The sequence below is a fragment of the Mesorhizobium sp. B2-3-7 genome, assembly GCF_006442695.1.
Classification (GTDB): domain Bacteria; phylum Pseudomonadota; class Alphaproteobacteria; order Rhizobiales; family Rhizobiaceae; genus Mesorhizobium.
Window position 1 is genome coordinate 150,312 of the sequence record NZ_VFVV01000008.1, and the last position, 13,202, is coordinate 163,513.

At 64.1% G+C, this 13,202-nt stretch carries 15 protein-coding genes and 1 tRNA gene; 6 read left to right on the top strand and 10 right to left on the bottom strand.

The window, feature by feature from the left end:
- Nucleotides 1-16: 16 nt before the first annotated feature.
- The 6 genes from deoA to FJ940_RS17450 all read right to left on the bottom strand — a co-directional run bounded on the left by deoA (nucleotide 17) and on the right by FJ940_RS17450 (nucleotide 6,237).
- Complete coding sequence (deoA, locus tag FJ940_RS17425; RefSeq protein ID WP_140657304.1) at nucleotides 17-1,336, bottom strand: thymidine phosphorylase; 1,320 nt, start codon at nucleotides 1,334-1,336, stop codon at nucleotides 17-19.
- Nucleotides 1,336-2,142, bottom strand: coding sequence for a purine-nucleoside phosphorylase (locus tag FJ940_RS17430; protein ID WP_140657306.1), 807 nt, complete (start codon nucleotides 2,140-2,142; stop codon nucleotides 1,336-1,338). The genes deoA and FJ940_RS17430 overlap by 1 nt, the downstream gene beginning before the upstream one ends.
- Nucleotides 2,139-2,531 carry a cytidine deaminase gene (gene cdd, locus FJ940_RS17435; RefSeq protein WP_140522725.1) on the bottom strand — a complete coding sequence of 131 codons (393 nt, stop codon included), beginning with the start codon at nucleotides 2,529-2,531 and terminating at the stop codon, nucleotides 2,139-2,141. Before cdd ends, FJ940_RS17430 begins: the two co-directional genes overlap by 4 nt.
- A 65-nt stretch (nucleotides 2,532-2,596) precedes the next feature.
- Nucleotides 2,597-3,568: an ABC transporter permease gene (locus FJ940_RS17440; protein WP_140657308.1), complete on the bottom strand. Its 972-nt coding sequence runs from the start codon at nucleotides 3,566-3,568 to the stop codon at nucleotides 2,597-2,599.
- A complete protein-coding gene (locus FJ940_RS17445) occupies nucleotides 3,569-4,708 on the bottom strand; it encodes an ABC transporter permease (protein WP_140513733.1) in 1,140 nt (379 codons plus the stop codon).
- Nucleotides 4,705-6,237 (bottom strand): ABC transporter ATP-binding protein, encoded by a 1,533-nt coding sequence (locus FJ940_RS17450; protein ID WP_140657428.1) that lies wholly within the window; start codon nucleotides 6,235-6,237, stop codon nucleotides 4,705-4,707. Before FJ940_RS17450 ends, FJ940_RS17445 begins: the two co-directional genes overlap by 4 nt.
- A gap of 213 nt (nucleotides 6,238-6,450) precedes the next feature.
- Here FJ940_RS17450 and FJ940_RS17455 point away from each other — a divergent pair, with 213 nt between their 5' ends.
- Together FJ940_RS17455 and FJ940_RS17460 are read left to right on the top strand one after the other, a co-directional pair.
- On the top strand, nucleotides 6,451-6,660 hold the full coding sequence (locus tag FJ940_RS17455; protein ID WP_140513732.1) for a SlyX family protein: 210 nt from the start codon (nucleotides 6,451-6,453) through the stop codon (nucleotides 6,658-6,660).
- A gap of 17 nt (nucleotides 6,661-6,677) precedes the next feature.
- Nucleotides 6,678-7,055, top strand: coding sequence for a hypothetical protein (locus FJ940_RS17460; protein ID WP_140496352.1), 378 nt, complete (start codon nucleotides 6,678-6,680; stop codon nucleotides 7,053-7,055).
- Here FJ940_RS17460 and FJ940_RS17465 read toward each other — a convergent pair.
- The 4 genes from FJ940_RS17465 to FJ940_RS17480 all read right to left on the bottom strand — a co-directional run bounded on the left by FJ940_RS17465 (nucleotide 7,050) and on the right by FJ940_RS17480 (nucleotide 9,893).
- Nucleotides 7,050-7,490: a GNAT family N-acetyltransferase gene (locus FJ940_RS17465; RefSeq protein WP_246671038.1), complete on the bottom strand. Its 441-nt coding sequence runs from the start codon at nucleotides 7,488-7,490 to the stop codon at nucleotides 7,050-7,052. The genes FJ940_RS17460 and FJ940_RS17465 overlap by 6 nt on opposite strands.
- Nucleotides 7,491-7,620: 130 nt before the next feature.
- Nucleotides 7,621-8,610, bottom strand: coding sequence for a BMP family ABC transporter substrate-binding protein (locus FJ940_RS17470; RefSeq protein WP_140496350.1), 990 nt, complete (start codon nucleotides 8,608-8,610; stop codon nucleotides 7,621-7,623).
- Nucleotides 8,611-8,804: 194 nt separating this feature from the next.
- Complete coding sequence (locus FJ940_RS17475) at nucleotides 8,805-9,122, bottom strand: hypothetical protein (RefSeq protein ID WP_140657310.1); 318 nt, start codon at nucleotides 9,120-9,122, stop codon at nucleotides 8,805-8,807.
- Nucleotides 9,123-9,251: 129 nt separating this feature from the next.
- Nucleotides 9,252-9,893, bottom strand: a complete 642-nt coding sequence (locus tag FJ940_RS17480) for a hypothetical protein (protein ID WP_246671037.1) — start codon at nucleotides 9,891-9,893, stop codon at nucleotides 9,252-9,254.
- Between the two features lie 478 nt (nucleotides 9,894-10,371).
- On the opposite strand from FJ940_RS17480, the gene FJ940_RS17485 reads away from it, so the two are divergent.
- The 4 genes from FJ940_RS17485 (at nucleotide 10,372) to kdpA (ending at nucleotide 13,176) form a co-directional block, all read left to right on the top strand.
- A tRNA-Ser gene (locus FJ940_RS17485) sits at nucleotides 10,372-10,461 on the top strand.
- Between the two features lie 259 nt (nucleotides 10,462-10,720).
- Nucleotides 10,721-10,945, top strand: a complete 225-nt coding sequence (locus tag FJ940_RS17490) for an alkylphosphonate utilization protein (protein ID WP_140513729.1) — start codon at nucleotides 10,721-10,723, stop codon at nucleotides 10,943-10,945.
- 418 nt (nucleotides 10,946-11,363) lie between these two features.
- Nucleotides 11,364-11,453, top strand: coding sequence for a K(+)-transporting ATPase subunit F (gene kdpF, locus FJ940_RS17495; protein ID WP_015315765.1), 90 nt, complete (start codon nucleotides 11,364-11,366; stop codon nucleotides 11,451-11,453).
- A 22-nt stretch (nucleotides 11,454-11,475) separates the two neighbouring features.
- The gene (kdpA, locus tag FJ940_RS17500) at nucleotides 11,476-13,176 is read left to right on the top strand and encodes a potassium-transporting ATPase subunit KdpA (RefSeq protein WP_140657312.1); all 1,701 of its coding nucleotides are present in this window, start codon (nucleotides 11,476-11,478) and stop codon (nucleotides 13,174-13,176) included.
- Nucleotides 13,177-13,202: the final 26 nt, after the last annotated feature.

Below are 13,202 nucleotides of genomic sequence, written 5' to 3' on the forward strand. Positions count from 1 at the left end.
TCGGGGCTGGGTCATATCAGCCACGCGGCAGGATGCGCCGGATGACCGACTTGTCGGCAGGCGGCTTGGAAGCGCCGATCGCATAGGCCGAAAGCACCGTTGCCGCCGCGGCTTCGGCGTCGGACACCGAGCGGGCATGGACCAGCGCCAGCGGCTCGCCAGCTCGAACCTCGGCGCCGACCGGCAACAGCCTGGTGATGCCGACCGCCGGGTCGACCTTGTCGTCTGGCCGGGTGCGGCCGCCGCCCAGCCCGACCACGGCAAGGCCGATATCACGCGTGGCAATGCCGGTGACGAAGCCGTCCGCGATCGCTCTCACCGCGTGTTCCGTTGGCGCAACGGGCAAATATCGTTCCGGCTTGTCGATGAAATCGGCGGGGCCGCCGAGCACCGTCACCATGCGCGCGAAGGTGGCGGCGGCGCGGCCGCTGGCAAGCGTTTCGGTGGCCCGCCGCATGCCGTCTTGGTTGGACGGCACCAGACCCGCCGCCTGCAGCATTTCGGCGGCGAGCGCCAGTGTCACATCCTCCAGGCGCCGGTCGCGAAGGCGGCCGGTCAGGAAATCGACGGCGTTGCGCACCTCGACCGCATTGCCGGCGGCCGAGGCCAGCGGTTCGTTCATGCCGGTGATCAACGCCGAAACTTTTAATCCGGCGCCGCTTGCGACTTCGACCAGGCTGTTGGCGAGCGCCGTCGCGTCGCGCGACTTCTCCATGAAGGCGCCATTGCCGACCTTGACGTCGAGCACCAGCGACCCCAGGCCTGCCGCCAGTTTCTTCGACAGGATCGAGGCGGTGATCAGCGGCACCGACTCCACGGTTCCGGTCACGTCACGGATGGCATAGAGCCGGCGGTCGGCCGGCGCGAGGTCCGCGGTCTGGCCGATGATGGCGCAACCCGCCTCCAGCACCGCCTTGCGAAACAGCGTGATGTCGGGCTGGCTGGCGTAGCCGGGGATGGAATCCATTTTATCCAGCGTGCCGCCGGTGTGGCCGAGGCCGCGGCCGGATATCATCGGCACATAAGCGCCGCAGGCAGCGACGATCGGCGCCAGCATCAGCGAGACGTTGTCGCCGACGCCGCCTGTCGAATGTTTGTCCGTGACCGGGCCGGGCAGGTCCGACCAGTCGAGCACGTCGCCGGAATCGCGCATGGCCAATGTCAACGCCACGGCCTCGTCGCGGCCCATGCCGTTGAAGAACACCGCCATGGCGAAAGCCGCGACCTGGCCATCGGTGACGGCGCCATCGGTTACGCCAGCGATGAAGTCGGCGATTTCGCGCGCCGGCAGTCTGTGGCCGTCGCGCTTGTAGCGGATGATTTCCTGCGGAAGCATCAGTTCTCCAACAGTCCGTCGCGGAACACACGCTTCAGGATCGTCGCCAGCCGCGCGCCGCCGACCGGGGCCATATCCTTGGTCTCCTGGTGCGAAAGCTCGGCTCCGGTCATGCCGGCGGCAAGATTGGTGATGATCGAGCAGGCGGCGACACGCAGGCCAAGGAAGCGGGCAAGGATGACTTCCGGCACGGTCGACATGCCGACCGCGTTGGCACCCATGATGCGCGCCATGCGGATCTCGGCCGGCGTTTCGAAGCACGGGCCGGAGAACCACATGTAGACGCCCTTGTGCAGCGCCGTGCCGGTCGCCTTTGCCGCCTGTTCGATCGCCTTGCGGATGCCGGCATCGTAGGCTTCGGTCAGGCCGACGAAACGGCGGTCGCTCGGCTCGCCGATCAGCGGGTTGGTGCCGGAGAAATTGATGTGGTCCGATATCAGCATCACCGAACCCGGCCCCATCTCCGGATCGACCGAGCCGGCGGCATTGGTGAGGATCAGCTTGGTGATGCCGGTGCCGGCAAGCACCTCCAGCACCGGCCGCATCGCCGCCGCGTTGCCGTGCTCGTAATAGTGGGCGCGGCCCGACAGCATCAGCACCGGCGTGCCGGCAAACAGCCCGACCACCACCTCTCCGGCATGCCCGGAAACGCCGCTTCTGGGAAAGCCGGACAGATCGGCATAGGAGACACGGATCGGGTTCTCGACCTGGCTGACCAGCCCTCCCAGGCCAGAACCCAGCACCAGCGCCGTGGTCGGCGCCAGGCCGTCCAGCCGTTCGATCAGATGGTCGAGCGCTTCCTTCATTTCAGCATGTCGCCGCGAAAGCCGTAAGGCAGCATGTCGCCCATGGTCACGGTTTCGGCGACGCCCGCATTGTCGCAGAGATAGAGTTTCGTTTCCGGACGGCAGAATTCGGCCAGCCGCTGCCGGCAGCCGCCGCAAGGCGAGCATTTGGCCATGCGCTCGGCAAGGACGGCGATTTCCATGATCTTGCCGCCGCCGCCCATGATGTAATGGCCGAGCGCCGTCGTCTCGGCGCACCAGCCTTCCGGATAGGAAGCGACCTCGATATTGGCGCCCGTGAAGACGCGCCCGTCCTCGGTGCGAAGTGCGGCACCGACCGGAAATTTCGAATAGGGGGCATAAGCCTTGGCCATGGCAGCCTTCGCCGCTTCGAACAATTCATGCGACATTTCAGTGTTCTCTCCGATGATCTTGTCCATAAGCCGGCGCGCCTTTTGCGTCGCGCCCTCGATCCTCAGCGTTCCTTGACATAAGGCACGCCGCCGGCGCGCGGCGGGATCGCCTTGCCGATGAAACCGGCGAGCAGGATGACGGTGAGAATATAGGGCAGGGCCTGCATGAACTGCACCGGCACCTTGCCGATGAGCGGCAGCGGCGAGCCTTGCAGGCGGATCGACAGGGCGTCGAGGAAGCCGAACAGCAGGCAGGCGAACATGGCGTTGACCGGCTTCCACTTGGCAAAGATCAATGCGGCCAGCGCGATGTAGCCCTTGCCGGCGGTCATGTCCTTCACGAAGCCGCCATTCTGCACCATCGACAGATAGGCGCCGGCGACGCCGGTCAGGATGCCGGTGCAGATCAGCGCCCTGTAGCGCAGCCAGGCGACCGAGATGCCGGCGGTGTCCACGGCGGCCGGGTTTTCGCCGACCGCGCGCAGCCGCAGCCCAAAGCGCGTGCGAAACAGCACCCACCAGGTGAAAGGCACCATCGCGAAGGCGAGATAGACCAGTATCGAGTGGCCGGAGATCAGTTCCGCGTAGATCGGCCCGAGGACCGGCACGCCTCGGACGGCCTCGGCGCCGGGCCAGATAATGGCTTCGAACCGCTCGGCTGGTTGCAGCGCCGGCGTGCGCCCGCCTTGCTGGAACCAGGCCTGGCCGAGGATAATGGTCGAGCCGGCGGCGATGAAGTTGATCGCCACGCCGGAAACGATCTGGTTGCCGCGATGGGTGATCGAGGCAAAGCCGTGGATCATCGCGAACGCGACCGAGATCAGGATCGCCATGCCCAGTCCGAGGAAGGCGGAATGGAAGACCGACGCGGCCGCCGCACCGGCGAAGGCGCCGACCAGCATCTTGCCTTCGAGGCCGATGTCGAAGATGCCGGCGCGTTCCGAATAGAGGCCGGCCAGGCAGGCGAGCAGCAGCGGCACCGAGAGGCGGATGGTGGAATCCAGCGTCTGGACGATGGCGTTGAAGGTGTCCATTCAGGCGCCTTTTCCCTTGACCGCTTCCATGCCGACCGACCTCGGGCTGAGCGAGGCGAACAGCGCCTGGATGTAAGGCCTGAACATGTGTTCGAGCGCACCGGCGAACAGGATGACCAACCCTTGAATGATCACGATCATGTCGCGGCTGATCGCAGGCATCTCGAAGGCGAGTTCGGCGCCGCCCTGGTAGAGCATGCCAAACAGGATGGCCGCCAGCACGATGCCGACAGGGTGCAGGCGACCCATCAGCGCCACGGCGATGCCGACGAAACCGGCGCCGCTGACGAAGTCGATCGCGACATTGTGCTGGTCGCCCATCACCGGATTGAGCGCCATCATGCCGGCGAGCGCGCCCGAGATCATCATGGCGGTGATGATGATGCGGGTTTCGGAAATGCCGGCATAGCGCGCCGCCTTTGGACTGTGGCCGTAGGTGCGCATCTCATAGCCGAGCTTGGTGCGCCAGATCAGCAGCCAGACCAGGAAGGCCATGAGCAGCGCGAGCAGGAAGGAGATGTTGAGCGGCGCCGACCGGATCTTGGCGCCGAACAGCTCGATGACCCAGTTGAGTTTCGGCAATTCCGCGCCCGCCAGGAAGTTGCGCGTCTGCGGCGCCTGCGAGGCTGCCGGTTTCAACGGGCCGACCAGCAGGTATACCATGATCGAAGCAGCGATGAAGTTGAACATGATGGTGGTGATGACGATGTGCGAGCCGCGCCTGGCCTGCAGATAGGCGGGGATCAGCGCCCACAAGGCGCCCACGGCGGCCGAAGCCACGATGGCCAGCGGAAATGTCAGCCACCATGGCAGCACGCTGTCGAAGGAAAGACAGACGATGGCGATGCCGAGGCCGGCGATGTAGGCCTGCCCCTCGGTGCCGATGTTGAACAGGCCGCAATGCGCTGCTACCGCCACCGACAGTCCGGTGAAGATGAAGGTGGTGGCATAGAAGAGGGTAAAGGCGATACCTGTTCCCTTGCCGAAGGCGCCCTCGACCAGGATGACGGCGGCACGGAACGGGTTCTCGCCGACCAGAAGCACGACGAAGCCCGCGACGATGAAGGCCACAGACAGATTGATCAGCGGGATCAGCCCATAGTCGGCCCAGGCCGGCAATTTGGCATAGGGCGTGCTCATTGCGCCGCCTCCTGGCGCTCAACACCCGCCATCAGCAGGCCGAGCTCGCCCTCGCTCGCCTCCGGCCCGCGTTCGCCGACGATGCGGCCGGCAAACATGACCAGGATGCGGTCCGAGAGCGAGCGGATCTCATCGAGCTCGACCGACACGACCAGCACGGCCTTGCCCTGCTCGCGCATGGCGATCAGGCGCTTGTGGATGAACTCGATGGCGCCGACGTCGACGCCGCGCGTCGGCTGGCCGACGATGAGAACGCCGGGGTCCTGTTCGATTTCGCGCGCGAGCACGATCTTCTGCTGGTTGCCGCCGGAGAAGTTGGCGGTCTTCAGCCGTGGATTGCCGGGGCGGATGTCGTATTTCTCGATCTTGTCCTTGGCATCGGCAACGATGGCATCGATGTTGAGGAAGGGTCCTCTGAGGTAGCGGGGATCGTCATGGTAGCCGAGGATGGAATTCTCGTTCTCCTCGAAGGCCAGCACCAGCCCGACATGATGGCGATCCTCAGGCACATGGGCGAGGCCGCGGTCGCGCAGTTCGCCGGGATCGGCCTTGCCGGTGAGATCGATCGGCTTGCCCTCGAGCATCACCGAACCGGAAACGGCGTGCCTGATGCCGGAGATCGCCTCGAGCAGTTCGGACTGGCCGTTGCCGGCGACACCGGCGATGCCGACGATCTCGCCGGCGCGCAGGTCGAAGGAGATGTCGTCGACCATGGTGACGCCGCGGGAATCCTTGACCGTCAGGTTCTTGACCGCGAGTTTTACCGCGCCGGCTTCCGCTTCGCCCTTCTCCACCCGCAAGAGCACGCGGCGCCCGACCATCAGCTCGGCCAGTTCCGCGACGGTGGTCTTCTTCGTTTCCCTGGTCGCCACCATCGTGCCCTGGCGCATCACCGAAACCGTGTCGGTGATGGCCATGATCTCGCGCAATTTGTGGGTGATCAGCACCACCGTCTTTCCCTGCTCCTTCAATTGCTTGAGGATGCGGAAGAGGTGGTCGGCCTCGGCCGGCGTCAGCACGCCCGTCGGCTCGTCGAGGATCAGGATCTCGGCGCCGCGATAGAGCGCCTTGAGGATCTCGACGCGCTGCTGCAGGCCGACCGGCAATTCCTCGACGATGGCGTCGGGATCGACCTCGAGGCCGTATTCACGCTCCAGCCGCTCCAGTTCGGAACGCGCCTTGGCGATGCTTTTCTTCAGCAAGGCGTCGCTTTCGGCGCCCAGGATGACGTTCTCCAGGACCGAGAAATTGTCGACCAGCATGAAATGCTGGTGCACCATGCCGATGCCGAGCGCGATCGCATCGTTGGGCGTGCTTATCGATGCCGGCTTGCCGCCGACGCGGATCTCGCCGCTGTCGGCCTGGTAGAAGCCATACAGAATCGACATCAGCGTCGACTTGCCGGCGCCGTTCTCGCCGACGATGCCGTGGATGGTGCCGCGCGCGATTTCCAGGTTGATGTCACGGTTGGCGCGCACGGCGCCAAAGCTCTTGTTGATGCCAATCAGTTCGATTGCGGCCAGTTCAATCGCGGCATGCGCCATGCAGCCTGTCCCACTCTTATTTTTTTATCGCTTGGTCAAAATGCCTAGCATGACGCTCCGCCCGTGCCAATTGGCCGGAGCAGCGTCCACTCTCGACAAATCCCGGCGCGCTTGTCAATTTCGAACGTGGCCGAAGCTCTCATATTCGCTAATATGGCAAGCCGATTTGACACTGCGCGCGACACCTGAGGACTTTGCATGACCATGCCCGCCGACCGGCTGACGACGCTGGAGATCCGCTCCGCCGAGCAGGAGAAGACCATCGAGGAACTGTCCGGCCAGATCGCCGAGCAGTGGAAGGTGATCGAGCGCATGCAGCGCAAGCTCGACGCGCTGACCGACCGCTTCCTGGCGCTGGAGGAACAGGCGGCACCCGACGTGCCGGTGACTAAGCCGCCGCACTGGTAGGGGAGGGAAGTCGAGCGATGGCCAGCGATCGCATCGCAAGAGCCGGCGACTACGTGCTTGGCCTGATGAACGATGCAGAGCGCGAACGGGCCGAGCGCGATCTGGAGATCGATCCAGCCTTTCGCGATGCCGTGGTCCAGCTTGCTGAGCACCTGCATATTTTCGACCGCACCGAAGCCGCCGGTGGCGCGGAGCGCTGGCGGCAGATCACGCAGCGCATCGGCGACTTGCCGCAGATGCGCGCTGTCGGTCTTGAGGACGCTAAACCGGTGATCCGGGGCCCCGCCAAGCCGCATGATGTCGGCTTCTATTCTCTCGGCGACCGGCGCGGACTTGCGGTCGCCATTGGACTGGTCGTGGCTTTCGCATTGGGTTATCTGGCGGGAAAGCTATAGCCCACATTGGCGCGACATCAGCGCCATCGGCTCCCCGTTCTGCCTGAACGGCTCGACGACCATCCAATCAAGCCTCATGTAGTAATCGCGCGCCTCCCACGTGTAGAGATAAAGCGCCTCCACGCCGAGCGATGTGGCATGAGCTTCGATTGCCCTGACCAGCGCAGTGCCGATCCCTCGGTGCTGGTGCTCGGGAGCGATGGCCAGGCCGGCCAGCCATGGTGTCAGATCATGCGCCGGTTCGAGTTCGTCGCGGACCAGCAGGCAGGTCCCGACCGGCACGTCGCCGATCCGGGCCACGAACGCCGTTTCGAAGCCGTCGCCGTGCAGCAGTTTACGAAGTCCGGCCACGTCGTCGTCCAGCGTTCGTCCGGTGCCCGTGAAAAAGGCGGCAACGCGCAATCGCGCCACCGCTGCAATGTCACGTTCGTTCATGGGTTCGACTGTCAACTGCACCATTGGCCTGGGGTCGTGTTTCTTGCGAGACGTCTGCGTCTACCCGGCAGCGACTTCCAAAACAAAACCGCCGGGACCATGCCCGGCGGTTTGCTGTCGGTTTGGCAGATCAATACGGGCAGGCGTTGTCGGCGGTGTAGTCGTGCACCTCGACCTTGCCGGCGATGATGTCGGCCTTGGCCTTCTCGACCGCCGCCTTCATCTCGTCGGTCACCAGCGCCTTGTTGTTGTCGTCCATGGCGTAGTCGACGCCGCCTTCCTTGAGGCCGAGATTTTCGACGCCGCCCTTGAAGGTGCCGTTCTTGCCGTCCATGAAGGCGGTGTAGACGGCAACGTCCACGCGCTTTAGCATCGAGGTCAGAACCTTGCCGGGCTGGAGGCCGTTCTGGTTGGAATCGACACCGATGCCGAGCTTGCCGGCATCAGCCGCCGCCTGCAGCACACCGACGCCGGTGCCGCCGGCGGCCGCATAGACCACGTCGGAACCCTGGTCGATCTGCGTCTTGGCGATCTCGCCGCCCTTGGCCGGGTCGTTCCAGGCGGCCGGCGTGTCGCCGGTCATGTTCTGGATGACGTCGGTCGCGCCTGCCGATTTGGCGCCGCCGACATAGCCGCATTCGAACTTGCGGATCAGCGGAATGTCCATGCCGCCGACAAAGCTCACCTTCTTCGTCTTGGAGGCCATCGCCGCCATGATGCCGACGAGATAGGAGCCTTCATTCTCCTTGAATACCAGCGAGCGGACATTGGGCAGGTCGACGGCATCGTCGATGATGGCGAAGTTGAGGTCAGGATATTCGGTCGCGACCTTCTTCAGCGCATCCTCCCAGGCGAAGCCGGCCATGACGATCGGGTTGTGACCGTCCTCGGCGAAGCGGCGCAACGCCTGCTCGCGTTGCGAAGCGTTGGAGACCTCGAACTCGACATAGGGGACGCCGGTCTCGGTCTTGAACTTTTCGGCGCCATGATAGGCCGCCTCGTTGAAGGATTTGTCGAACTTGCCGCCGAGATCATAGAGGATGGCCGGCTGCACATCCGCGGCGAAAGCCGGAAGAACCATTGCAGTTGCGGCCAGAAGGCCGAGAACGATACGTTTCATGTGATCCACACCCTGTCGGTTATTTTTTTCCGTTACGCCCCGCGCGCCTGCCCGGTTCTCCGGCATGCGCGCGACGTTAGCCAGGAGTGTATATTCCCCTCCCGCTCAGCGGCAATCTGGCACGGCCCGAAACAAAATTCACGTGGAATTTTGACCTTTTGGAAAAGCATGGCGGGGTGTGACGCCCGTGTCCTTCAGGCGAACTGCCCCGTGCGCCGCTGCCGCCTGTAGCCGATGGCGTAGAGCAGCAAGGCCAGCACCGCGAACACGGCAAAGCCCGGCTGGTTGAGCACCCAGGCGATGGGGCCGTCCCATAGCGGCGGGCCGGCCTTGGCGCGAACGAAGCTTTCAAAGGCGGCGCGCGTGTCGGGCGACACGGCCAGCCAGCTCGCATTGAGCGGGGTCAGCACCAGTGCCGAGGCGGCCACAGTGCGTGTCGTGTCAAGCACCGCCATGATGACCGAAATCGACAGCGCGACCATGGCCGCGAGACGAAAGACAAAGCGAAACATCAAAGACCTTTCCCCTGGCCGATCCTCAACATCCTCCCGAGGATCTCCGGCGGTGTTCCGAACGAGAAATAGAGCGCGCAGGCCCTATTCGCAATCACGGCACGCGAATTGAATCGCGGCCGACGCAGCCTAGCCGGCCGGCCTGCGCTTGCGCCGGTTGGCGAGCCAGACGGCGAGAATGCCGCCGGCAATGGCGCCGACCACCAGCCCGGCCAGGCCGATGAAGGCGGCGAAGTAGCCGCACGCACCCTCGAAGCAACTCACGTCGGTGATATCGGCGATGAGCGAACCGGCCAGGAAGCCACCCACCGCGCCGACGACCGCGCCGAGGATGATGCCGAGCAGCGCGGCGACAATGGAAACGAAGACCGACGGCGCTTCGGCTCGGGGCCTGGCATAAACGGTCTCGGCGCCGGAGCCGCGGCGCAACAGGTAGATGCAAAGCAGGCCGATGGCGATCTCGGCGGCGGTGATGGCCAGGTTTCTGGCGGAGAAGACGAAGCCCGGCACGGCAAGTGCGTAAGCGTGACTTGCCAGCAGCCAGATGATCGTGGCGGCCTGCCAGATGGTGAAATGGCTGGGGAAGCGCGCCGAACGGCCGAAGGCGAGGCCGAGCAGGTAAAGTCCCCATAGGATGGTGATGACGTCGGCGACGAGCCCGCTGAAGAGGAAATAGAAAACGGCGTCCGGCAGGCCTGAACTCCCCACCAGCCACAAGGCCGACGCCAGCCAATAGACCGACAGGGCCATGACGATAACGAGCCAGCCCACCGGGACGTAGGAAAGTCCGCTGTCCGGACGTCCGGCCGGGACCTTTCCCCCGGCTGGTGGCTGTCCGTTGTCCGGCGTACCGCCCGGAATTCCGCTGCTCGACGCCATGTTGCGACGATGCCCCCCGCAAAGCCTTTCGGACACTCGACAGGCCGCCCGGGACGAAGTCAAGCGCGGCTGGCCTCGCAGCCTTGCCCGTGCACATCATCAAGCAGCGATTGAAGTGGCGGGACTCCAAACGGATGTGCCGGCGGCCCCCATGAACGCCGTGCGGCCGGCAAAGCGAATTGACCGCCGTTATGGCTTGGCATTCGGCGCCGGATCGACTAGATGAGCCCCGCGCCTGTTGCTTTGACGGCTCAGGTGCGGGCAGGGCGTCCGCTGGTTGGCGGCGCCCGGTGCGGAAAGTTCCGCAGCCCAAAGGGAGAGCATCTCCCCAACCCGCGCGGCGAAACCGGCCGACGCGAAAGGCAAGGACGGAGAGGTGGCCGAGTGGTTGAAGGCGCACGCCTGGAAAGTGTGTTTACGGGAAACCGTAACGCGGGTTCGAATCCCGCTCTCTCCGCCATCCTGCTTCGCTCTTCGAGCTTCGCAGGATTGGCTCAATCGACAGCGCGAAGCAGGATGCCCTCCGAAGCTTCAGCGTAGGAGGGCAGGGTCATCAACCTTGCCGACCGGCTTGCACGATTAAAAAAGCAGCTGTTAGTTTCGAGCGCTTTGGGAAGCGCGTCGAGTGATCCTTGGGCATTCTATGAACACGCCGCACACGACCCGGTTTTGGAATTCCTGGTGATCTGGTAGTGGTAATCCCGATCACAGGAGATGGCATGCCGGACGATGTAATGGTGCGCGACAGCAACGGCGCTCAGTTGAGTGACGGCGATTCCGTTACGCTGATCAAGGACCTCAAGGTCAAGGGCACTTCGGAGACGATCAAGCGGGGCACGTTGGTGAAGAACATTCGCCTTAACGGTAATCCCGGTGAGATCGAATGCAGTACCAGGCAAGTGAAGGGCCTCGTGCTCAAAACCGAGTTCGTAAAGAAGGCGTGACCCTCAAGGCGGTCGAGCCGCAGGGGTAGAATGCGTTTACCGGCGGCGAGCCGTTTCGTCGGCCAACCTGTTACCCCTTACGACTGACGATATCGCTGGAGCGCCAGGACGCGTTCACCACTTCCAATTCATCCGCCGAAAATCTTTATAAAATTCCTATTTCTTTCCGCTTTGCCCCGTCTCGAACCTTTATGGCGATCGGGTCCATATTCCGCTTTGAGAAAAACGTCGGACGCCGTCACCCAAGTGGGCGGGGCGTTCTCACGTAATCGCCAAGCTGCTTCGAGCGGGCGCAAAGTGGAAAAATCAAAGCAAGGACAAGCACAATGGACATCATTGTTCTCGGGATCGGGGTTTTGTTTTTCGCCCTCTCCTTTGCCTACGTCAAAGCCTGCGACAGAATTTGAGCGATCGGGCCATGCTTGTCGATTACATCCTCGGTGGCGGCGTGACGTTGTTCCTGCTCGCCTATCTGACATACGCCCTGATCCGCCCGGAACGCTTCTGACCGGCGCACGGAAAGCCACATCATGACTATCAACGGATGGATACAGATCCTTCTCTATTGCGGGATCCTGGTTTTGCTCGTGAAGCCGCTGGGCGGCTACATGCATCGCGTCTTCACCGGCGACCGCACCTTGCTGTCGCCGGTGCTCGGCCCCGTCGAGCGGGCCCTTTACCGCCTGGCTGGAACCGGCGACCAGGAGCAGCACTGGACGGGTTATGCCGCCGCCATGCTGTTGTTCAACCTTGCCGGTTTCCTGGCGCTCTATTTCCTGCAGCGCCTGCAAGGCGGCCTGCCCTACAACCCGGCCGGCATGAGCGCGGTCGAACCGGGGCTCGCCTTCAACACCGCCGCCAGTTTCATGACCAATACCAACTGGCAGAACTACGGCGGCGAGAGCACGATGTCCTATCTCGTGCAGATGGCCGGCCTCACCGTGCAGAACTTCCTGTCGGCGGCCACCGGCATCGCCATCGCCATGGCGCTGATCCGCGGCTTTGCCCGCGCTTCCGGCAAGTCGATCGGGAATTTCTGGGTCGATATGACCCGTGCCACGCTCTACGTGCTTTTGCCGCTCTGCGTCGTGCTCACCCTGGTCTATGTCTGGCTCGGCATGCCGCAGACGCTGGGAGCCTATGTCGACGCCACCACGCTCGAAGGCGTGCAGCAGACCATCGCCGTCGGGCCGGTCGCCTCGCAGATCGCCATCAAGATGCTCGGCACCAATGGCGGCGGCTTCTTCAACGCCAATGCCGCGCATCCCTTCGAGAATCCGGACGCCATCTCCAACCTGATCCAGATGCTGTCGATCTTCGCCATCGGCGCGGCGCTCACCAACGTCTTCGGCCGCATGGTCGGCAACCAGCGCCAGGGCTGGGCGATCCTGGCCGCTATGGGCGCGCTGTTCATCGCCGGGGTCGCGGTCTGCTATTGGGCGGAAGCCGCGGGCAATCCGCTGGTCCATGCGCTGGGCATCGACGGCGGCAACATGGAAGGCAAGGAAACCCGCTTCGGCATCGCGCTTTCGGCGCTGTTCGCGGTCATCACCACGGCGGCTTCCTGCGGCGCGGTCAACGCCATGCATGACAGTTTCACCGCGCTCGGCGGCATGATCCCGCTCATCAACATGCAGCTCGGCGAAGTCATCGTCGGCGGCGTCGGCGCCGGCTTCTACGGAATGCTGATGTTCATCCTCATCGCCGTCTTCGTCGCCGGCCTGATGGTCGGGCGCACGCCCGAATATTTGGGCAAGAAGATCGAGGCCAAGGAGGTCAAGATGGCGATGCTGGCAATCCTGTGCCTGCCGCTGGCGATGCTGATCTTCACGGCCATCGCGGTGGTCCTGCCGAGCGCCGTGGCATCGATCGCCAATGGCGGTCCGCACGGCTTCTCCGAGATCCTCTACGCCTATACGTCGGCGGCGGCGAACAACGGCTCGGCCTTCGGCGGCCTCACCGGCAACTCGCCCTGGTACAACATCACGCTGGGCCTCGGCATGCTCATGGGCCGCTTCCTGGTCATCATCCCGGCGCTCGCCATCGCCGGCTCGCTGGCGGCGAAGAAGACCGTGCCCGCCTCGGCCGGCACCTTCCCGACCGACGGCCCGCTGTTCGTCGGGCTGCTGGTCGGCGTCATCGTCATCGTCGGCGGCCTGACCTTCTTCCCGGCACTCGCCGTCGGACCGATCGTCGAGCATCTGGCCGCCATCCACGGGCAGACATTCTGAGACGGAAGTGTCCTGGCTGAAACGGA